This is a genomic window from Solibacillus sp. FSL K6-4121 (genome assembly GCF_038002585.1).
Lineage (GTDB): Bacteria > Bacillota > Bacilli > Bacillales_A > Planococcaceae > Solibacillus > Solibacillus faecavium.
In genome coordinates this window covers 949,201-970,354 of sequence record NZ_JBBOCS010000001.1, presented here as the reverse complement: position 1 = coordinate 970,354, position 21,154 = coordinate 949,201, and the positions used below count along the sequence as shown (strand labels likewise).

General features: G+C 41.7%; 16 protein-coding genes and 2 rRNA genes. All 18 read right to left on the bottom strand.

From position 1 onward, the window contains the following. Positions 1–99 precede the first annotated feature (99 nt). Positions 100–3,028: ribosomal RNA gene (locus tag MHH95_RS04910) — 23S ribosomal RNA — on the bottom strand. Between the two features lie 230 nt (positions 3,029–3,258). Continuing rightward, positions 3,259–4,813, bottom strand: a 16S ribosomal RNA gene (locus MHH95_RS04905). The 16S and 23S rRNA genes sit together here, the layout of an rRNA operon. Positions 4,814–5,298: 485 nt before the next feature. Continuing rightward, positions 5,299–6,801, bottom strand: coding sequence for a lysine--tRNA ligase (gene lysS / locus MHH95_RS04900; RefSeq protein ID WP_340726628.1), 1,503 nt, complete (start codon positions 6,799–6,801; stop codon positions 5,299–5,301). Positions 6,802–7,097: 296 nt separating this feature from the next. Further along, a complete protein-coding gene (dusB, locus tag MHH95_RS04895; protein WP_340726627.1) occupies positions 7,098–8,111 on the bottom strand; it encodes a tRNA dihydrouridine synthase DusB in 1,014 nt (337 codons plus the stop codon). Positions 8,112–8,133: 22 nt separating this feature from the next. After that, positions 8,134–8,337 (bottom strand): helix-turn-helix domain-containing protein, encoded by a 204-nt coding sequence (locus MHH95_RS04890; RefSeq protein ID WP_340726626.1) that lies wholly within the window; start codon positions 8,335–8,337, stop codon positions 8,134–8,136. Beyond that, a complete protein-coding gene (folK, locus tag MHH95_RS04885) occupies positions 8,289–8,810 on the bottom strand; it encodes a 2-amino-4-hydroxy-6-hydroxymethyldihydropteridine diphosphokinase (RefSeq protein ID WP_340726625.1) in 522 nt (173 codons plus the stop codon). Before folK ends, MHH95_RS04890 begins: the two co-directional genes overlap by 49 nt. Next, a complete protein-coding gene (gene folB, locus MHH95_RS04880; protein ID WP_340726624.1) occupies positions 8,807–9,175 on the bottom strand; it encodes a dihydroneopterin aldolase in 369 nt (122 codons plus the stop codon). The genes folK and folB overlap by 4 nt, the downstream gene beginning before the upstream one ends. Positions 9,176–9,185: 10 nt before the next feature. Further along, positions 9,186–10,046 (bottom strand): dihydropteroate synthase, encoded by an 861-nt coding sequence (folP, locus tag MHH95_RS04875; protein ID WP_340726623.1) that lies wholly within the window; start codon positions 10,044–10,046, stop codon positions 9,186–9,188. Then, on the bottom strand, positions 10,030–10,893 hold the full coding sequence (gene pabC / locus MHH95_RS04870) for an aminodeoxychorismate lyase (RefSeq protein WP_340726622.1): 864 nt from the start codon (positions 10,891–10,893) through the stop codon (positions 10,030–10,032). Before pabC ends, folP begins: the two co-directional genes overlap by 17 nt. Before the next feature lie 15 nt (positions 10,894–10,908). Next, positions 10,909–11,478, bottom strand: coding sequence for an aminodeoxychorismate/anthranilate synthase component II (gene pabA / locus MHH95_RS04865; RefSeq protein WP_340726621.1), 570 nt, complete (start codon positions 11,476–11,478; stop codon positions 10,909–10,911). Next, positions 11,475–12,884, bottom strand: coding sequence for an anthranilate synthase component I family protein (locus tag MHH95_RS04860; RefSeq protein ID WP_340726620.1), 1,410 nt, complete (start codon positions 12,882–12,884; stop codon positions 11,475–11,477). The genes pabA and MHH95_RS04860 overlap by 4 nt, the downstream gene beginning before the upstream one ends. 145 nt (positions 12,885–13,029) lie before the next feature. Continuing rightward, positions 13,030–13,965, bottom strand: a complete 936-nt coding sequence (cysK, locus tag MHH95_RS04855) for a cysteine synthase A (RefSeq protein ID WP_191705313.1) — start codon at positions 13,963–13,965, stop codon at positions 13,030–13,032. A 201-nt stretch (positions 13,966–14,166) separates the two neighbouring features. Next, positions 14,167–15,150, bottom strand: a complete 984-nt coding sequence (locus MHH95_RS04850; protein WP_340726618.1) for a peptidyl-prolyl cis-trans isomerase — start codon at positions 15,148–15,150, stop codon at positions 14,167–14,169. Next, on the bottom strand, positions 15,134–16,015 hold the full coding sequence (hslO, locus tag MHH95_RS04845) for an Hsp33 family molecular chaperone HslO (RefSeq protein WP_340726617.1): 882 nt from the start codon (positions 16,013–16,015) through the stop codon (positions 15,134–15,136). Before hslO ends, MHH95_RS04850 begins: the two co-directional genes overlap by 17 nt. Positions 16,016–16,032: 17 nt before the next feature. Then, positions 16,033–16,800, bottom strand: a complete 768-nt coding sequence (locus MHH95_RS04840) for a type III pantothenate kinase (protein WP_340726616.1) — start codon at positions 16,798–16,800, stop codon at positions 16,033–16,035. A gap of 156 nt (positions 16,801–16,956) precedes the next feature. After that, positions 16,957–18,990 carry an ATP-dependent zinc metalloprotease FtsH gene (gene ftsH / locus MHH95_RS04835; RefSeq protein ID WP_340726615.1) on the bottom strand — a complete coding sequence of 678 codons (2,034 nt, stop codon included), beginning with the start codon at positions 18,988–18,990 and terminating at the stop codon, positions 16,957–16,959. A 176-nt stretch (positions 18,991–19,166) separates the two neighbouring features. Further along, positions 19,167–19,709: a hypoxanthine phosphoribosyltransferase gene (gene hpt / locus MHH95_RS04830; RefSeq protein ID WP_191701710.1), complete on the bottom strand. Its 543-nt coding sequence runs from the start codon at positions 19,707–19,709 to the stop codon at positions 19,167–19,169. Positions 19,710–19,741: 32 nt separating this feature from the next. Continuing rightward, positions 19,742–21,148 carry a tRNA lysidine(34) synthetase TilS gene (gene tilS, locus MHH95_RS04825; RefSeq protein WP_340726614.1) on the bottom strand — a complete coding sequence of 469 codons (1,407 nt, stop codon included), beginning with the start codon at positions 21,146–21,148 and terminating at the stop codon, positions 19,742–19,744. Between the last annotated feature and the right edge of the window lie 6 nt (positions 21,149–21,154).

Below are 21,154 nucleotides of genomic sequence, written 5' to 3'. Positions count from 1 at the left end.
GATTCATTATATCATACTTTACTCGAAGGTCAAGCATTTTTTATAATTTATCGTTCTTTCAAAACTGGATAAACGTTTCATTGAATTGTGCAATAAAATGTGGTTAAGTCCTCGACCGATTAGTATTCGTCAGCTACATGCGTCACCGCACTTCCACCTCGAACCTATCTACCTGATCGTCTTTCAGGGGTCTTACTTACTTGCGTAATGGGAAATCTCATCTTGAGGGGGGCTTCATGCTTAGATGCTTTCAGCACTTATCCCGTCCACACATAGCTACCCAGCGATGCCTTTGGCAAGACAACTGGTACACCAGCGGTGTGTCCATCCCGGTCCTCTCGTACTAAGGACAGCTCCTCTCAAATTTCCTACGCCCACGACGGATAGGGACCGAACTGTCTCACGACGTTCTGAACCCAGCTCGCGTACCGCTTTAATGGGCGAACAGCCCAACCCTTGGGACCGACTACAGCCCCAGGATGCGATGAGCCGACATCGAGGTGCCAAACCTCCCCGTCGATGTGGACTCTTGGGGGAGATAAGCCTGTTATCCCCGGGGTAGCTTTTATCCGTTGAGCGATGGCCCTTCCATGCGGAACCACCGGATCACTAAGCCCGTCTTTCGACCCTGCTCGACTTGTAGGTCTCGCAGTCAAGCTCCCTTATGCCTTTACACTCTTCGAATGATTTCCAACCATTCTGAGGGAACCTTTGGGCGCCTCCGTTACTCTTTAGGAGGCGACCGCCCCAGTCAAACTGTCCGCCTGACACTGTCTCCTACCCCGCTAAGGGGCATGGGTTAGAAGTTCAATACAACCAGGGTAGTATCCCACCGACGCCTCCTCCGAAGCTGGCGCTCCGGGATCTCTGGCTCCTACCTATCCTGTACAAGTTGTACCAAAATTCAATATCAGGCTACAGTAAAGCTCCACGGGGTCTTTCCGTCCTGTCGCGGGTAACCTGCATCTTCACAGGTACTATAATTTCACCGAGTCTCTCGTTGAGACAGTGCCCAGATCGTTACGCCTTTCGTGCGGGTCGGAACTTACCCGACAAGGAATTTCGCTACCTTAGGACCGTTATAGTTACGGCCGCCGTTTACTGGGGCTTCAATTCACAGCTTCGCTTGCGCTAACCGCTCCTCTTAACCTTCCAGCACCGGGCAGGCGTCAGCCCCTATACGTCACCTTACGGTTTTGCAGAGACCTGTGTTTTTGCTAAACAGTCGCCTGGGCCTATTCACTGCGGCTTCTCTAGGCTATGCACCCAAAGAAGCACCCCTTCTCCCGAAGTTACGGGGTCATTTTGCCGAGTTCCTTAACGAGAGTTCTCTCGCACACCTTAGGATTCTCTCCTCGACTACCTGTGTCGGTTTGCGGTACGGGCACCTCTCACCTCGATAGAGGCTTTTCTTGGCAGTGTGAAATCAGGAACTTCGCTCTAAAGAGCTCGTCATCACAGCTCAACGTTATAGTATGCGGATTTGCCTACATACACGCCTTACTGCTTGAACACGCGCAACCAACGGCGTGCTTACCCTATCCTACTGCGTCCCCCCATTTCTCAAACGGTGAGGAGGTGGTACAGGAATATCAACCTGTTGTCCATCGCCTACGCCTATCGGCCTCGGCTTAGGTCCCGACTAACCCTGAGCGGACGAGCCTTCCTCAGGAAACCTTAGTCATACGGTGCATGGGATTCTCACCCATGTTTCGCTACTCATACCGGCATTCTCACTTCTAATCGCTCCACCAGTCCTTCCGGTCTGACTTCAACGCTATTAGAACGCTCTCCTACCACGCATACTCAAAGTATGCATCCACAGCTTCGGTGAATCGTTTAGCCCCGATACATTTTCGGCGCAGCGTCACTCGACCAGTGAGCTATTACGCACTCTTTAAATGATGGCTGCTTCTAAGCCAACATCCTGGTTGTCTAAGCAACGCCACATCCTTTTCCACTTAACGATTACTTGGGGACCTTAGCTGGTGGTCTGGGCTGTTTCCCTCTTGACTACGGATCTTATCACTCGCAGTCTGACTCCCGTGTATAAATATCCGGCATTCGGAGTTTGTCTGAATTCGGTAAAGCGAGATGCCCCCCTAGTCCAAACAGTGCTCTACCTCCGGTATTCTCAATCACGAGGCTAGCCCTAAAGCTATTTCGGAGAGAACCAGCTATCTCCAGGTTCGATTGGAATTTCTCCGCTACCCACACCTCATCCCCGCACTTTTCAACGTGCGTGGGTTCGGGCCTCCAGTGAGTGTTACCTCACCTTCACCCTGGACATGGGTAGATCACCTGGTTTCGGGTCTACGACCACGTACTAATTCGCCCTATTCAGACTCGCTTTCGCTGCGGCTCCGTCTTCTCAACTTAACCTCGCACGTAATCGTAACTCGCCGGTTCATTCTACAAAAGGCACGCTATCACCCATTAACGGGCTCTAACTACTTGTAGGCACACGGTTTCAGGATCTATTTCACTCCCCTTCCGGGGTGCTTTTCACCTTTCCCTCACGGTACTGGTTCACTATCGGTCACTAGGTAGTATTTAGCCTTGGGAGATGGTCCTCCCGGATTCCGACGGAATTTCACGTGTTCCGCCGTACTCAGGATACACTCTGGAGGGAATGAACTTTTGACTACAGGGCTTTTACCTTGTTTCGCGGACCTTTCCAAGTCGCTTCGTCTAACTCATTCTTTTGTAACTCCGTATAGAGTGTCCTACAACCCCAAAGAGCAAGCTCTTTGGTTTGGGCTCTTCCCGTTTCGCTCGCCGCTACTCAGGGAATCGAATTTTCTTTCTGTTCCTGCAGGTACTTAGATGTTTCAGTTCCCTGCGTCTGTCCTCATCACGCTATGTATTCACGTGTAGATACTATCCGATTAAAGATAGTGGGTTCCCCCATTCGGAAATCCCCGGATCAAAGCTTACTTACAGCTCCCCGAGGCATATCGGTGTTAGTGCCGTCCTTCATCGACTCCTAGTGCCAAGGCATCCACCGTGCGCCCTTATTAACTTAACCAAAAGTTAACACTTGGATAAAATCCAAGATTTAAGTTTACACGTCAATTGCTTGACTTGTTACATTTCTATAAAATAGAAATTTGTTTTATTGCTTTCAATGTCGTTTTATCCAGTTTTCAAAGAACGAAGTTTTGAAGTATCTCATTCAATTAAGAATGAACCTTCAAAACTGAACAGCAAACGTTAATGTTTCATTCTCCATGAGAATGATTCCGAAATAATCCTTAGAAAGGAGGTGATCCAGCCGCACCTTCCGATACGGCTACCTTGTTACGACTTCACCCCAATCATCTATCCCACCTTCGGCGGCTGGCTCCATAAAGGTTACCTCACCGACTTCGGGTGTTACAAACTCTCGTGGTGTGACGGGCGGTGTGTACAAGGCCCGGGAACGTATTCACCGCGGCATGCTGATCCGCGATTACTAGCGATTCCGGCTTCATGTAGGCGAGTTGCAGCCTACAATCCGAACTGAGAACGATTTTATCGGATTAGCTCCCCCTCGCGGGTTGGCAACCGTTTGTATCGTCCATTGTAGCACGTGTGTAGCCCAGGTCATAAGGGGCATGATGATTTGACGTCATCCCCACCTTCCTCCGGTTTATCACCGGCAGTCTCCTTAGAGTGCCCAACTGAATGATGGCAACTAAGAATAAGGGTTGCGCTCGTTGCGGGACTTAACCCAACATCTCACGACACGAGCTGACGACAACCATGCACCACCTGTCACCGTTGCCCCCGAAGGGGAAACTATGTCTCCATAGTGGTCACCGGGATGTCAAGACCTGGTAAGGTTCTTCGCGTTGCTTCGAATTAAACCACATGCTCCACCGCTTGTGCGGGCCCCCGTCAATTCCTTTGAGTTTCAGTCTTGCGACCGTACTCCCCAGGCGGAGTGCTTAATGCGTTAGCTGCAGCACTGAGGGGCGGAAACCCCCCAACACTTAGCACTCATCGTTTACGGCGTGGACTACCAGGGTATCTAATCCTGTTTGCTCCCCACGCTTTCGCGCCTCAGTGTCAGTTACAGACCAGACAGTCGCCTTCGCCACTGGTGTTCCTCCAAATCTCTACGCATTTCACCGCTACACTTGGAATTCCACTATCCTCTTCTGCACTCAAGTTCCCCAGTTTCCAATGACCCTCCCCGGTTGAGCCGGGGGCTTTCACATCAGACTTAAGGAACCACCTGCGCGCGCTTTACGCCCAATAATTCCGGACAACGCTTGCCACCTACGTATTACCGCGGCTGCTGGCACGTAGTTAGCCGTGGCTTTCTAACAAGGTACCGTCAAGGTAGCGCCAGTTACTACGCTACTTGTTCTTCCCTTGCAACAGAGTTTTACGAACCGAAATCCTTCTTCACTCACGCGGCGTTGCTCCATCAGACTTTCGTCCATTGTGGAAGATTCCCTACTGCTGCCTCCCGTAGGAGTCTGGGCCGTGTCTCAGTCCCAGTGTGGCCGATCACCCTCTCAGGTCGGCTACGCATCGTTGCCTTGGTGAGCCGTTACCTCACCAACTAGCTAATGCGCCGCGGGTCCATCTTATAGTGACAGCCGAAACCGTCTTTCAACTTTCAAACATGTGTTTAAAAGTGTTATTCGGTATTAGCCCCGGTTTCCCGGAGTTATCCCAATCTATAAGGTAGGTTACCCACGTGTTACTCACCCGTCCGCCGCTAAATCAGAGAGAAGCAAGCTTCTCTCATCGTCCGCTCGACTTGCATGTATTAGGCACGCCGCCAGCGTTCGTCCTGAGCCAGGATCAAACTCTCCATAAAAGTAGTTTGAAAGCTCATTTGCTTTGCTAGCGATTCAACTTAATTAAAAGTTAAAATCTATTGTTTGCTTCATTTAAGAAGCTTGTTTCATTAACGTTGCTTGTTCAGTTTTCAAGGTTCATTGCGCTGCCCTTTATGACAACTCTTATATCTTACCAACTTTCGTTTTGAATGTCAATAACTTTTTTAAAAAAGTTTTAAGAAACATTCAATCTTTCAAATCGGCAACTTTTATACTTTATCACTCTGAAGTTGATAAGTAAAGAAGTTTTTTTAAAAGTGTGTGACGCGTTTCAGCGACAAGTAATAATATATCACCTTGCAAACTATATTGCAATAGTTTTTCGAAATTTATTTTCAAAGTTTTTAATTCGTTAAATATACATGGTCCTCCTACCCTTTTCAATAAGAGAGAGGTAATTGTTGTTCCTACTTATATAGAAGTAAAGAGCCATGCAAATAATATTGCATGACTCTTTAAAGGCTTATTTCGTTGTGTGGCGCATTGTTGGGAATAATAGTACGTCACGGATAGATGGAGAGTTTGTTAATAACATAACTAAACGGTCGATACCGATACCTAAACCACCAGTTGGCGGCATACCGAATTCTAATGCTTCAATGAAGTCGTTATCCATTTCGTGCGCTTCGTCATTACCCGCTTCTTTTTCTGCCATTTGTGCTTCAAAACGCTCACGTTGATCGATAGGATCATTCAATTCCGTGAAGGCATTTGCATGTTCACGACGAACGATGAATAACTCAAAACGATCTGTAAAGCGTGGGTCTTCAGAGTTTTTCTTCGCTAATGGAGAAATTTCCACAGGGTGACCCGTAACAAATGTTGGTTGAACTAATGTTTCTTCGATTTTTTGCTCGAAGAATTCATTAATAATATGCCCTACTTCGTGGGAATCTTTAATTTCTACACCGTGTTCAGCAGCATGTTTGCGTGCCTCTTCGACAGTCATTGGAGCCCAGAAGTCTACACCTGTTGCCTCTTTAACTGCATCTACCATGTGAACACGTTTCCAGCCAACACCTAGTTCAATTGTATCTTCGCCGTATTGTACAGACGTAGAACCTAGAACTTCCTTAGCTACGTGTGCGATAAGGTTTTCCGTTAAGTCCATAATATCATTGTAATCTGCATATGCTTCATATAATTCAATCATCGTAAATTCTGGGTTGTGACGAGTTGAAATTCCTTCGTTACGGAATACACGACCGATTTCATATACTTTTTCTAAACCACCAACAATTAAACGTTTTAAATGTAGCTCAATTGCAATACGCATATAAAGTTCCATATCTAATGCGTTGTGGTGTGTAATGAACGGACGAGCCGCTGCTCCACCAGCAATTGTGTGCAACATTGGTGTTTCTACTTCTAAATAACCGTTGTTATCTAAGTAGTTACGGATTGCACGGATAATTTTAGAACGTAAAATGAAAGTTGCCTTTGACTCTTCATTCGTCATTAAGTCTACATAACGTTGACGGTAACGTTGTTCTACATCTGTTAACCCGTGGAATTTATCAGGTAGTGGGCGTAATGCTTTAGTTAGGAACGTGAATTCCGTTGCTTTAACAGAAAGTTCTCCTACTTGTGTGCGGAATACGTTTCCTTTTACCCCTACAATATCACCAAGGTCTGCTTTATTAAATAATTCGTAAGCTTCTTCACCGATTGCATCTTTACGTACATAAATTTGGATTTGACCTGCTAAGTCTTGGATATGCGCAAAACCAGCTTTACCTTTACCGCGCTTAGTCATGATACGTCCTGCGATTACAACTTCGCGAGGGTTTTCTTCTAATTGTTCTTTATCAAATTGATCGTTTTCTGCAACTACTTCATTTGATAAATGTGTGCGCTCAAAACGGCTACCGAATGGGTCCATACCGTTTTCGCGAATATCAGTCATCTTCTGGCGTCTCACCAAAAGTTGGTCGTTTAATTCTTCGATATTTGACACGTATTTCACTCCTTAATGTTTTTGCGCTCCAAAACGGCACAATAGTCCATAATGTTTCTATTGTACAGTATTTCGTTTTGTGATTCACCTGTTTCGAATTAATTAGAAATGTTTAATAATTCTGTTAAGTGAATGGCAGTATCTAGATAGCGAGATACTGGAAAGTCATTCCAAAGCTAGTCCCTTGCGCAGCGTAACACTAGAATAGATTACATAGTACTTACTTATAAAAAAGAAAGGCTATGTTAAAAGTTTATTCACTTTTAACATAGCCCCACCTATTAATAATATTATGGATCTCTGACTTAAGCTAACACTAATTCATCTTCATCGCGTTCTTCTACAACATTATTAAGAAGTGCACGTAGCTCTTGCTCAGTCTCCGCTAAATTAATGGCGTTACGGATTTTTCCGTTACCGCGAATTCCTTTTAAATACCACGAAGCATGTTTTCTCATTTCACGAACAGCAACTTTTTCACCTTTTAATGCTTTAAGTCGTTCAAAGTGCAACAGACATACATCCATTTTCTCACGCACAGACGGTTCCGGCATTAATTCACCCGATTCTAAATATTTTACCGTTTGGTACATCATCCATGGATTTCCTAATGCTGCGCGACCAATCATGACTGCATCGGCCTTCGTATGATCCAGAATCCGTTTTGCATCTGCTGGTGTTTCCACGTCTCCATTAGCAATGAATGGGATATTAATATTTTTCTTCACTTCTGCCAAGACGTCCCAGTTTGCTTTACCTTCATACATTTGAACACGAGTCCGCCCATGCATTGCAATCGCTGCTGCTCCTGCACGTTCTGCTGCTTGTGCATTTTCAACAGCAAATACACGCTCATCGTCCCATCCAATACGCATTTTTACTGAAACTGGCTTATCAACTGCATCCACTACAGCCGAAACCATTTCATAAATTTTATTCGGATCTAGCAACCATTTCGCGCCAGCTTCGCATTTAATAATTTTATTAACGGGGCAGCCCATATTAATATCGATAATATCCGCTGTTGTATTTTTATCTACGAATTTTGCTGCTTCTACTAAATTTTCTTTGTCTCCACCAAAAATTTGTAGTGTCATTGGATTTTCGCGTTCATCAATATAAAGCATATCCAACGTTTTTTTATTGCGAATATTTAATGCTTTGTCACTAATCATTTCCGCATATACTAAACCTGCACCAAACTCTTTCACTGTTAAACGGAAAGCCGAGTTACAAATCCCTGCCATCGGGGCAAGTACGACACGATTATCCATTATAATATCACCAATTTGGAAAGGCTTTTGGTCAATGTTTGACACCTGTTGTTCCCCCCGCACTAGGTTATTCACCTTTTAATTCTTGAATATCTATTTGTAATACATCCGCGATTTTTTGGAACTGTTCTTCAGAGGGGATTTTTTCGCCTCGTTCAATACGTCCCAAAATCGTAACAGACATACTAATCTGTTTTGCAAATTCGGTTTGCTGAATACGTTTTAGCTTTCGAAAGGCACGAATTCTTCGACCGTAGCGATTTTCTTCCACAGCTTGACGCCCTCTTTCTCTATGTCGAGTGCTAGTAGTGCTTTTTGCACGGATACTAGCATACCACATTTTTGCGTCATAATCTCCTCAAGCGGCACTAATACAAACGCACGTTCGAACATGCGAGGATGTGGGACAATTAAATTTTCTGTTTCATATTTTTCATTATTGTATAACAAAATATCAAGATCTATAATTCGTGGACCCCATCGGAATTCGCGTACACGCCCTAAATCATTCTCGATCTTTTGACATTGTGCAAGCAGCTCAAAAGCATTTAGGCTTGTTTCAACGGCGACCGCAATATTTAAAAAATCTGCCTGTTCCGTAAATCCGACCGCTGCTGTCTCAAAGATTGAAGAAATGGCTGTAACTGTTATTTCCTTATGTGAAAGGAGCAGCTTTACTGCGTCTTGCAGGTTTTGCTCCCGTTCCCCGATATTTGTTCCAATGGATAAATAGGCTGTTGTCATATAAATTGTCCTCGCACAATTTCAACTGCGACTTCTTTATAATGACCTGGAATTGGAGGATCAGGCTTAATCACTTCCACACGACAACCGAAAATTTGTCCTTCGTATTGTGTTAAAATGCGTGTAGCAATCGTTTCGGCAACCGCCTCAATTAATTTATACGGTTTACCTTCCAATACTTCTTTACATATATCATAAACTCCTACATAGCTTACAGTGTCATCCAGCTCATCTGTTTCACCGGCACGCTTCATATCAACAGCAAGCGATACATTAGCACGAAAGCGTTGACCTAATACGTTTTCTTCCGGCAACACACCATGATAACCAAAAAACTGCATCTCTCTTAAATGAATATAATCCATTACAATCTCCTTAATGTCTCGGTGCTAATTCACCTTGTACTTCAAACTTTCCAACAAGCGCATCCATCATTTTCACAGTCCGCGCCACTTCTTTTACATCATGTACCCGCATAATATGACAACCCTTCTGTACACCGAATGCACAAGTTGCGGCTGTTCCTTCTACACGTTCATCAACAGGTAAATCCAATACCGAACCGATCATACGCTTTCGGGAAGTCGCCAGTAACACGGGATAACCCAATGCAACAAGCTCATCTAAACGCTGCATTGTCTCGATACTTTCACTTAAGCTTTTCACAAACCCTATACCTGGATCAAGAAAAATATGTTCATCGCGAACACCGGCTTCTTTGGCAATTTCAATACTTTCATGCATATCTGCCATATAATCATTGAAAAAGTTATTATACTGATTATTTTCTCTATTATGCATTAAAATAATCGGTACATTTAGCTCTGCCGCCACTTTCGCCATTTCCGGGTCTGCTTTTGCTCCCCAAATATCATTAATGATATGGGCGCCTGCTTCAATTGCTGCACGTGCAACATTCGATTTATACGTATCAATCGAAATGATCGCTTGTACTTCTTTTAACAGCGCCTGGATTACTGGGACAACACGCGCAATTTCTTCTTCATCGGATATCCGTGTATAGCCGGGACGTGTGGATTCTCCACCAACATCAATAATTTTCGCACCATCTGCTACCATCTTTTTCGCTTGCGCAACTGCTTTTTCAACCGAATTAAACTTCCCGCCATCCGAAAAAGAGTCTGGTGTCACATTTAATATTCCCATAACGAATGTTTCTTTCGTAAAATCCAATTCAATTCCATTTAGTGTAAGTGTTTTATAATTTTCTAACATGACTTTCTCCTAAGTGCATAACAATTTTTTGTAAATAAGCCGTATGAAGCTTTTTATAAAGCCTGCCTTCACTTCCAGCAAAACGAATCTTTCCAATATGTGAAATCGGTACAAGCTCCTGCACCGCTGTCGTAACAAAACATTCGTCCGCCTGCTCTAATTCCCATGCCATAAAACTGCCTTCCCTAACCGGAATCGCAAGCTCTTTAGCAAGACGGATAACAATTGCTCGTGTGATGCCTGGCAAAATACCCAACCTTGTGGAAGGCGTATACAGTATATCATCTTTAATCCAGAATATATTCGATGTAATGCCCTCTGCTACTACCCCGTTTTTATCGGTAAAAAAGCCTTCTTGGTTGGCTAGACTAGCTAATTCCAGACGTGCACGGACATTATTACCATAATGGTGACTTTTATAGCGTGTTTGTTGTTCGGGAGAATTACGCGCAGTTTTCAGCCAAACTGCCTCTTTTTCAGTCCCGCGCATCATTTTAGGCAGTTCTTTGCGAAACAGAATGATTGTCGGCTCCGTATATTCGGACGGAGCAAGACCAATTGGATGTACACCTGCTGATACATTTAAGCGAAAATACCCTTCGTTACCGTCCTGAGCATTAAGGTTTTCGATTACTTCCTCTATATCTTGAATAGTATATGGAAAATGAATACGGTATTCTTTCAATGCTTCTATTAAGCGGTTGAAATGTTGCTGTAAGTATACAGCCTTTCCCTCATATGTACGAAACGTCTCGAAAAATCCAAGGCCATACAAAAAACCGTGATCAAAAGGAGAAATTTTCAATTCATGTTCATCGATATAATGTCCATTCATCCAACAAAGCATTGATCCCCACTCCTTCTAACAATATGTTTCGATAAATGTACGTAAAAGTTGTTTACCATCTTCAGTCATAATGGATTCCGGATGATATTGAACCCCTTCAATTGGATACGTTTTATGACGCAGCCCCATTATTTCGCCTTCTTCTGTCCAAGCTGTCACTTCTAAACAATCTGGTAAAGTTGTCGGCTCCACAATCAATGAATGATAGCGTGTCGCAGCAAATGGATTGGTGTTTTTCCTATGTAGACCAATGCCTTTATGAAGTACAGGAGATGTTTTCCCGTGCATCAGTCGCTCTGCCCGAACGATATCTCCACCAAAAACCTGGGCAATTGCTTGATGGCCTAAGCACACTCCTAAAATCGGAAGCTTTCCAGCAAAATGTTCAATAATACGAAGGCTTTGACCAGCTTCATTTGGTGTACATGGCCCTGGTGATATAACTACCATCATCGGCTGAAGCTCTTCAATTTCCTCTATCGTTATGTCATCATTACGCTTTACTACTAACTCATGCCCGAACTCCCCAAAATATTGCACTAAGTTATACGTAAATGAATCATAGTTATCAATCATTAAAATCATTTGCTCACCTCTTCTGCCATTGCCTTTGCTTGCCACATCGCTTTTGCTTTATTCATCGATTCGATAAATTCATTTTCTGGAATCGAGTCGATGACAATTCCCGCCCCTGCTTGTATGTACACAATTCCATCTTGTATATAAGCTGTACGAATCACAATATTTAATTCTAAATCACCTGTATAGCCAATCCAGCCAATTGATCCAGTATAAAGGCCGCGGCGAACAGGCTCAAGCTCTTCAATAATTTCCATCGTTCGAATTTTAGGTGCACCCGTTATCGTCCCACCTGGGAACATTGCGCGAATGACATCTGCATTCGTTTTCCCCTCAGCAATTTCTCCACGTACATTCGACACAATATGCATTACATGGGAGTAATGCTCAATAACCATAAATTCATTAACTTCCACCGTTCCATACTTGCTTACCCGTCCTAGATCATTACGTTCTAAATCGACAAGCATCACATGTTCGGCACGTTCTTTTTCATGTTGAATCAATTCGTTAGCCAACGCCAAATCCTGTTCTTCTGATTCTCCACGCGGACGCGTCCCTGCAATAGGTCTTGTTGATAATTCATTGCCTTTACGCTTCACAAGCAATTCAGGCGAACCGCTTACAATCGTAAAATGCTCACTTTCAATATACGCCATATAGGGAGAAGGGTTAAATGAACGAACCGCCTCATACATTGTGATCGGTGCAGCAGAAAGTTTTTTTGCCTGACGTACAGACAAATTCACTTGGAATACATCACCCTGACTAATATAATGTTGAATTTTACGTACGGCTGCTTCAAAAGCCGCTCCCTTAAATGATACTTGTAATTCCGTTTCATCTTGCTGGATGTTTTTTGCTGTTTCCTGATTGAAATGGCGTTTCTCTAGCCCAACTACAGCTTTTTCCTGCCAATTTGTCTGCCATGCCTGTAAATCTAATTCACATGTAGAAAACTTCATAAGTGTCACTTCATTAGTTTTTACGTTATGTACAGCCCAATGATCAAATAAATAAAAATAAATGTCTGGTATTTGTAGATCATCTTCTGCCTCAAGTGGAAGCACTTCAATGGTACGAGCGTAGTCATAGGAAATAAACCCAATTGCGCCACCTTGGAAATCTGGCAATTGCGAATTCACTTCAAGCTTGTATTCAGAAATTACTTGTTCTAATTCGGCTAGTGCTTCCCCTGTCTTCAACTCAATATTTCCATTTGCCCAAGTCAGTTCAAGTCCTTGTTCTACAGATTTGGCACTAGCAATTGGATGCCATGCTGCAATCGAATAATGCCCTCCACGTCCACTTTCTAAAAATACACGTTGCTTTTCAGCCATTGACTGCTCTTGAAAACTATAGAAAAATTCATCTTTAGTCATTTGAAATGTATGATATTCTAGTTGTTGCATCTATTTACACCCGCTTTATTCTTTTCCTTAATTAAACTCGAAAACACTCTAAAAATCCAATTTTATCTTAGAGTAAACTAAGAAAAAGCTATTTTACGAGTGTTAGCCCATAAAATAGCTTTAGAGAATGACTTATTGGTTTTAATTAGTCTTCAAATTGATATAAAGGTGTTGATAAATAGCGCTCACCATTTGATGGGATGATTGCTAATACGTTTTTGCCTTTACCTAAACGTTTTGCTGTTTCTATCGCTGCATAAATAGCTGCACCTGAAGAAATACCTGCTAAAATACCTTCTTCACGCGCTACTTTACGTGCATTTTCAAATGCAATTTCATTTTCTACCGGGAATACTGAATCATATATTTCTGTATTTAATACGTCCGGAACGAAACCTGCACCAATACCTTGAATTTTATGTGGTCCAGGGTTACCACCTGAAAGAACTGGTGAATCTTTAGGCTCAACAGCAATAATTTCGATATCTGGGAATTTATTTTTCAATACTTCGCCTGCACCCGTAATTGTACCACCAGTACCTACACCAGCGACAAAGGCATCCAGCTTTAAGCCATCTTGCTCAAATGCTTCTGCAATTTCAGGACCTGTTGTTAAACGGTGAATTTCTGCGTTAGCTTCGTTTTTAAATTGTTGTGGTAAGAAGTAGCCTTCTGATTTTGATAACTCCTCCGCCTTTGCAATTGCACCTTTCATTCCTTCTGGACCAGGTGTTAATACTAGATCAGCTCCATATGCACGTAATAGGTTACGACGCTCTAAAGACATTGTCTCTGGCATTACTAAAATTGACTTATAACCTTTTGCTGCTGCAATCATTGCTAAACCAATACCTGTATTACCTGAAGTTGGTTCAATAATTGTACCGCCTGGCTTTAAAGAGCCATCCTTTTCAGCCGCTTCAATCATCGCTAAAGCTAAACGGTCTTTTACTGAAGATCCCGGGTTAAAGTATTCTAATTTTACGTATACCGTTCCGTCATTTTCACCTGTAGCATTATTTAACTTTACGATTGGTGTACGTCCTACTAAATCTGCCACCGAATTTGCTAATTTACTCATCTAATCCATCCCTCTCTCAATCCCTACAAAGTCAATAGGTTTTACTTAATCGTATCTTATCAATTTTTTATACTACTTGTCAATTGCTTGGATCGTAATTTTTGGAAAATTTCTGACTATTTTACTGAATTTTTCGTTTAGTTTAAAAATGGCTGTATTAGAAGCAGCGCATACTAATACAACCATTTATTATGTTTTATTTTATTTTTTCGATTCTCCATAAATCCAAGTAGCATTAAACTCTTTCCAGAAGGTTTCCGGTGTAATCGAAGGTGGTAGTTGTTCCAATGCCAGCTGACGCTTCACATGCCCTGTCACCTGATCAAAGCTAAAGGACTGCCCTTCCATCTTTTCTGTAACCGTAGCAATCGCATATCGGCCATCACTTAACACAAAAGGCTTAGAAGTCTCTTTTTCCTTAAGTTTCTCCACTTCTTGTAAAACGGCTGGGTCGAGTGTCGATTGACTGGATGTAATAAAACCAATATCGCCGCCTAAACTCGCCGAGGCTGCATCCACTGAATGCTCACGTGCTAAAACCGTAAAATCAGAGCCACTTTTCAGCTCTTTTTCCACTCGCTCCGCATCTTCCTTAGAGTTCACGATAATCATACTAGTTCGATAGGTCGTCGGAATATTATAGAGTGACTTGTTATCGTCGTAATATTTTTTTGCCTCTTCCTCTTCTACAACAACATCATTTGTTAATACTTTATCTAAGATGAGCTGAGCACGCACTTTTTGACGGAGTTGCTCTGGGGAGAGGCTATGTAGAGTTGTATCATTTGAATCTTGTGCCGAACGCAATAAAGCGATTTCTAAATCGATTTCTTCGTCTTTGACATCGATTTTATATTTTTTAGCGGCCTTCTCCATCACCGCTTCATTCACTAAACCTTGTAAAGTTTCTTTTCCATAACGATTTTCCATCGCGGATAACCATTGTTGGCTTGTAATAGGCTCTCCGTCAACGGCAGCAATTTCCTCGCTGCCGTCTTGAGATGCTGGAGATGTCGCATCATCTGAAGGGAGTAGCCATAATACTAGCCAAAATAAATTTCCGATTAACAAAATAAGCAATAAAAGTAACGTTGGTTTTGTTTTTAAGCGTCGTTGTGTGTACGGTAAATTATTTGGTGTGTTTTGTGGTGTTTGGTGTAAATTACGATTACGATTGGATTTCATTCACAAAGCCTTCAAGTTCATTTTTGTCGAATTGATATTTCTCTAAACAGAAATGACATTGCGCTTCTGCTCCACCATCTTCGTCAATCATTTCTTGAATCTCACCGACACCTAGACTGATAATTGCCGCACCAAAACGCTCTTTTGAACATTGACATTGAAACTGCACAGGCATTGATGTAAGAATTTGAACATTCCCCTCACCTAATACCGCATCTAAAATCTGCTCAGGTGAATAGCCTTTTTCAATCATTTTTGAAACAGGCTCAATGGATGACAAACGTCGTTCAATCTCTTCGATTGTTTCCTCATTACAGCCTGGCATTAATTGAATGATAAAGCCACCTGCAGCTAAAATTGTATTATCCGGATTTACTAATACGCCTAAACCTACTGATGAAGGTACCTGTTCAGATGAAGCGAAATAGTATGTGAAGTCTTCAGCGATTTCGCCGGAAACAATTGGTGTTTGACCTGAGAACATATCACGTAAACCTAAATCTTTTACGACTGTTAGTGCACCTTCTGTACCGACACCTGCACGAACATCTAGTTTCCCATGTTCATTTAATTCAAAATGAACATGCGGATTCGTAACAAACCCTCGCACATCTCCTTTTGCATCTGCATCAATTACCATTGGACCAATTGGACCGTTACCTTCGATTTTTATCGTAACTTTATCATCACCTTTTAACATCGCCCCCATCATTACTGATGCTGTCATCGAACGACCTAAAGCAGCAGATACGATTGGCCATGTATTATGACGACGTTGTGCTTCTCCTACAGTCTCTGTTGTATTAGTTGCAAATGCACGAACCTGTCCGTCAAAAGCAATTGCTCTTACTAAGTAGTCTTTCATATTGAAATTCCTCTTTTCTACTGATTTCTTTTATAAATAATCGCTAATCCCTTTAAGGTAAGGAATGAATCGACAATATCAATCATTTGTGTTTCATCGGCAATTAGTTTTGCTAGTCCACCTGTGGCAATAACCATTGGCTCCTCTTTACTTTGATCCTTCATACGACTTACAATGCCCTCCACTTGTCCGATAAAACCGTAAAATACACCTGCTTGCATTGCGGCAATCGTATTCTTCCCCACAACCTGCGATGCTCGGGCAATTTCAAAGCGGGGTAATTTTGCTGCCCGTACATTTAACGCTTCTACAGAAATCGCAATTCCGGGTGCAATGGCGCCTCCTAAATAATCCCCACGCTCATTTATAAAGCAGTACGTGATAGCTGTTCCAAAATCGATAATAATTAAAGGTCTGCCACCATATTGCTCTAAGGCCGCAACAGCATTAACAATACGGTCAGCCCCCACTTCACGTGGATTTTCATACTTTATATTCAAGCCGGTTTTTACACCTGGTCCAACAATTAAAGGCTGGGTATGGAAATATTTTTTGCACATTAATTCAAGTGCAAACATTATAGGCGGCACAACTGAGGATATAATAATCCCCTTTATTTGTTCAAATGAAATGCCTTCATGAGCAAAAAACGCCTTAAATTGCATCGCATATTCATCTTCTGTCTTCCGTATATTTGTTTCTGTCCGCCAATGATGTATGAGTTTATCATGATGATAAATACCTAAAGTAATATTGGAGTTTCCTGCATTCATCACTAAAATCAAAAGCGACACCTACTTTTCATGTTCTGAAAAAAATCATACCATATTTGGTCATTCACTATACAGTATTCCGTTTTTTCCTTTATTAGTTTAATCATAAAAAACCGGAAGAAAAAACTGACTATCTCCTTTTCCTAGGAAATAGTCAGTTTGCTTATATTACTTTGGACGGTCTTCATCAATGCCTTGTGGGCGATCATCCGACACATCTTTCGGTAAATCTTCTACAGTTGGAGGCGTTTTATCACCTTGTACCTCTTCATTAATTGAAGCATTGCCTGCCGTTTCAATTGTTGGCGTTACTTCTTTTTCTGTTTGAGGCTCTGATTCTACTACCTCTTCTTCAGGAGGCAGTACACCATGGTCACGTAAATGTTCGATTTGCTGTGCATTTAACGTTTCAATTTTAATTAACGTATTTGCAATTAAATCAAGCAAGTCACGACGCTCTGTTAAAATACGTTTTGTACGAGCATATTGCTCATCGACAATACGTTGAACTTCTTTATCAATTTCATATGCTACTGTATCTGAGTAGTTTTGGTCTGAGCCGAAATCACGTCCTAAGAACGGATTACCACCTTGGTTTGAGCCATACTGAACAGCACCTAAACTATTGCTCATCCCATACTCTGTTACCATCGCACGTGCAATGCTCGTTACTTTTTGGAAGTCATTATGTGCACCTGTTGATACTTCACCAAGTACGATTTCTTCCGCAACACGTCCACCTAAAAGACCAGCAATACGGTCAAGTAACTCTTGCTTTGTCGTAAAGAAGCGCTCTTCTTTCGGTAACATAATTGCATAACCACCCGCTTGACCGCGTGGAACAATTGTTACTTTATGAACAGTATCTGCTTCATCTAATTCTAACCCAACAACAACGTGACCCGCTTCATGGAAGGCAACAAGCTTTTTCTCTTTTGGAGAATAAACGCGGCTTGCTTTTGCCGGACCAGCGATAACGCGGTCCGATGCTTCATCAATATCAGCCATCGTGATTGTTTTTCTGTTTTTACGAGCTGCAACAAGGGCACCTTCGTTTAATAAGTTTTCTAAATCAGCACCTGAGAATCCTGGTGTACGCTGTGCAACGGCCGCTAAATCAACTGTATCCGCTAATGGCTTATTGCGTGCATGTACTTTTAGAATTGCTTCACGGCCTTTTACGTCTGGGTGACCAACCGTAATTTGACGGTCAAAACGACCAGGACGTAATAATGCTTTATCTAGGATGTCTGGGCGGTTTGTCGCAGCGATAATGATAATCCCTTCGTTTGCACCGAAACCATCCATTTCAACTAATAATTGGTTTAATGTTTGTTCACGCTCATCGTGACCGCCACCAAGACCCGCACCACGTTGACGACCTACTGCATCAATCTCATCAATGAAAATGATACATGGTGCATTTTTCTTCGCGTTTTCGAACAAGTCACGAACACGAGATGCACCGACACCGACGAACATTTCTACGAAGTCAGAACCTGAAATCGAGAAGAATGGTACACCAGCTTCACCTGCTACCGCACGTGCAAGTAATGTTTTACCCGTACCTGGAGGACCTACAAGTAGAATCCCTTTAGGAATACGTGCACCGATATCAGTAAATTTACGGTGATCTTTTAGGAAGTCGACTACTTCGACAAGCTCTTGTTTCTCTTCATCGGCACCTGCTACGTCGTTGAAGCGAACTTTTTTCTTTTGGTCATCATAAAGCTTAGCTTTAGATTTACCAAAGTTCATCACCTTATTACCGCCACCTTGAGATTGGCTTAATAAGAAGAAGAATAAAATGATAATGATAACAAATGGAATAATGCTCGTAAGGAATGTTACGAACCCGCTTGTTTGCGGTTGTTCTAAAATTTCCACTCCTGGATATTCACCGTTTGCAACTTGATCTTGCATCTGCATAATACGGTCTACAGAAGTTTGGTCATTTTGTAAAACGTTTACTGTGAAAGTCTCGCCTTCTTCAGCACCGTTCATTTGACCTACGATTTTGTACACGCCTCGCTCAGGCTGTATTGTAATAGAGGCAACCTCATTACTTTCTAAAGCCTCAAAAAATGCGTGATAATCAAGATTTTCAGTTGTCTGTTTTCCACCATTAAATGTTCCAAAAATCCCGATAATTACGAGAAAAATTAGTAAATAAAATATGGTGTATCGAAATATTCGATTCATCCCCAGCCTCCTCACAACGTTACAGAAAAACTATAAGTAAAATCTTAACATACGTTGAAATTTTCATACAACGAAAAGCACTCTAATTTTAAATGTTCAAACGAATTATGACAAAACCCGCTCTTTTTATCGATTATGCCAATAAAAAACAGCATTTGTATCGACTTTAATACCCATTAAAATGAATAAACTTCACGTTTTAAAATTCCGATATATGGTAAGTTACGATATTTTTCCGCATAATCTAAACCGTAACCAACTACAAATCCGTCTGGAACTTCGAAGCCAACAACATCTGCTTCTAAATTTACTTTGCGTCCAGATGGCTTATCTAGCAATGTAACAATTTTTATTGATTTTGCTTTACGGTACTTAAATAAATCGACTAAATAGCTCAAAGTTAATCCGCTGTCGATGATGTCTTCAATAATAATGACATCGCGACCTTCTACACTCGTATTTAAGTCTTTGACAATTTTTACTTCCCCTGATGAAACTGTTGCATTACCGTATGAAGTAACGTCCATAAAATCCAACTCAACATACGAATCAAAACGCTTCATTAAATCTGTCATAAAAGGCATAGCACCTTTTAATACACCAACTGCCAATGGGAAAAGTTCTTTATATTCCTCTGTCAGTTCTGCACCAAGTTCTTTAATACGCTCTTGAATTTGTTCTTCTGTAATCATAATTTTTTCAATATCATTTTGAATCATGAGTAGATTCCTCCTTTAATTAATTAAACTTTCTAAAGACGTTCATTGCTGTCGACAAGAAGCACCATTGAATGCACTGTCGATTTTACATTAGAAAATTTATTGTTTACGCGCACAGCTAATATGGAGAGCAACTCATCATTAGCATCTACTAACAACGGCCAACTAGCTCTTTTTAAGAAAGGAATCTTGTCATCAATAAAAATGCGAGATACTTTTTTCTGGTGCTGCATGCCATGTAGCGCAATACGATCCCCTTGTTTTGGAGACCTTATGAATAATGGAAATGATACAGATGACGCTTCGAAAAAATGTGGATGATATTGTTGTAATAGAGTATCATCACATAACGCAAGTTCTCCGATATAAATGCGCATCGTCCCAAGCATGTACCACTCATTCAAAACGATTTGTTGTTTTTCCATCAAAAAGCTCTTCTTTTTAGTTTCAAATACAACTTCATCGTATTGTCGCCGGGCAATAAAATTCTCAGGTAAATCAAGTGTACGACTTCCTTCAGACGTTGAAAACAACGCCAAAACCGTCGTACAAAGTACATAGCTTTGAAACGTTTTTGAATCGTTATAAAGATAACTTAATAGTATTAAAACGAGCCTTCTTTGTAAAGCAAGTGGTTCTTTTTGAAATGCGGAAACATTCACTTTGTAATAATTTTTGTCAAATTTATTAAAAAGCTCAGAAAAACGCACTTTTGCAAGGTCCATTAAATACGAATCATCTTCTGTAAGTTGTTGTGCGATTTGTACGGCATGTTGGGACACGAGGGGATTTTCTTCTTTTAAAATTGGCACGACATGATGACGAAATCGATTGCGGGTATAATCATTCTTTGCGTTGCTTGGATCTTCACGGTATAAAATGCTTTTACTATGTAAATATTCCCCAATTTCATGTTTTGTAACCATTAAAAACGGACGAATTACCGTATAATCATAAAATTTTCGAAGCGGTAAAATTCCTTTTAATCCATTTAATGAACTCGCTTTCGTCAGGGCCATTAACATGGATTCCAATTGATCGTCTGCATGATGGGCCGTTACTAGTTTTGTGCATTTGTGTGCATCCATGACCTCTTCAAAATAACGATAGCGCTCTTGACGGCAAATTACCTGCATATTACCTCCGTCTCTTTGCTGAATTTCTGCAATAGGAATAGCACAGCTGTAAAAAGGGATTCCCCAAGTTTTACACGTCTGTTCCACAAATTTGCAATCCTCAGCCGATTGCTCGCCGCGTAACATATGATCGACATGGGCTACGGCGAGCTCGATTTGAAAGTAGCTTTGAAAATGGTGAAAAAAAGAAAGAAGCGCCATCGAATCAACGCCTCCTGAACAAGCAATTAATAGTTTTTCACCATCTTCTATAAGCTGATGCTCTTTTATAAAAGCTAAAACACGATGTTCTAAACTGTGCATTTTTTC

What these genes read in the sequence shown, in the direction of transcription:
- folK (WP_340726625.1), bottom strand. Translation starts at nt 8,810, where the DNA reads ATGACAACAGCCTATTTATCCATTGGAACAAATATCGGGGAACGGGAG.
- folB (WP_340726624.1), bottom strand. Translation starts at nt 9,175, where the DNA reads ATGGATTATATTCATTTAAGAGAGATGCAGTTTTTTGGTTATCATGGT.
- folP (WP_340726623.1), bottom strand. Translation starts at nt 10,046, where the DNA reads ATGTTAGAAAATTATAAAACACTTACACTAAATGGAATTGAATTGGAT.
- pabC (WP_340726622.1), bottom strand. Translation starts at nt 10,893, where the DNA reads ATGCTTTGTTGGATGAATGGACATTATATCGATGAACATGAATTGAAA.
- pabA (WP_340726621.1), bottom strand. Translation starts at nt 11,478, where the DNA reads ATGATTTTAATGATTGATAACTATGATTCATTTACGTATAACTTAGTG.
- MHH95_RS04860 (WP_340726620.1), bottom strand. Translation starts at nt 12,884, where the DNA reads ATGCAACAACTAGAATATCATACATTTCAAATGACTAAAGATGAATTT.
- cysK (WP_191705313.1), bottom strand. Translation starts at nt 13,965, where the DNA reads ATGAGTAAATTAGCAAATTCGGTGGCAGATTTAGTAGGACGTACACCA.
- MHH95_RS04850 (WP_340726618.1), bottom strand. Translation starts at nt 15,150, where the DNA reads ATGAAATCCAATCGTAATCGTAATTTACACCAAACACCACAAAACACA.
- hslO (WP_340726617.1), bottom strand. Translation starts at nt 16,015, where the DNA reads ATGAAAGACTACTTAGTAAGAGCAATTGCTTTTGACGGACAGGTTCGT.
- ftsH (WP_340726615.1), bottom strand. Translation starts at nt 18,990, where the DNA reads ATGAATCGAATATTTCGATACACCATATTTTATTTACTAATTTTTCTC.
- hpt (WP_191701710.1), bottom strand. Translation starts at nt 19,709, where the DNA reads ATGATTCAAAATGATATTGAAAAAATTATGATTACAGAAGAACAAATT.
- tilS (WP_340726614.1), bottom strand. Translation starts at nt 21,148, where the DNA reads ATGCACAGTTTAGAACATCGTGTTTTAGCTTTTATAAAAGAGCATCAG.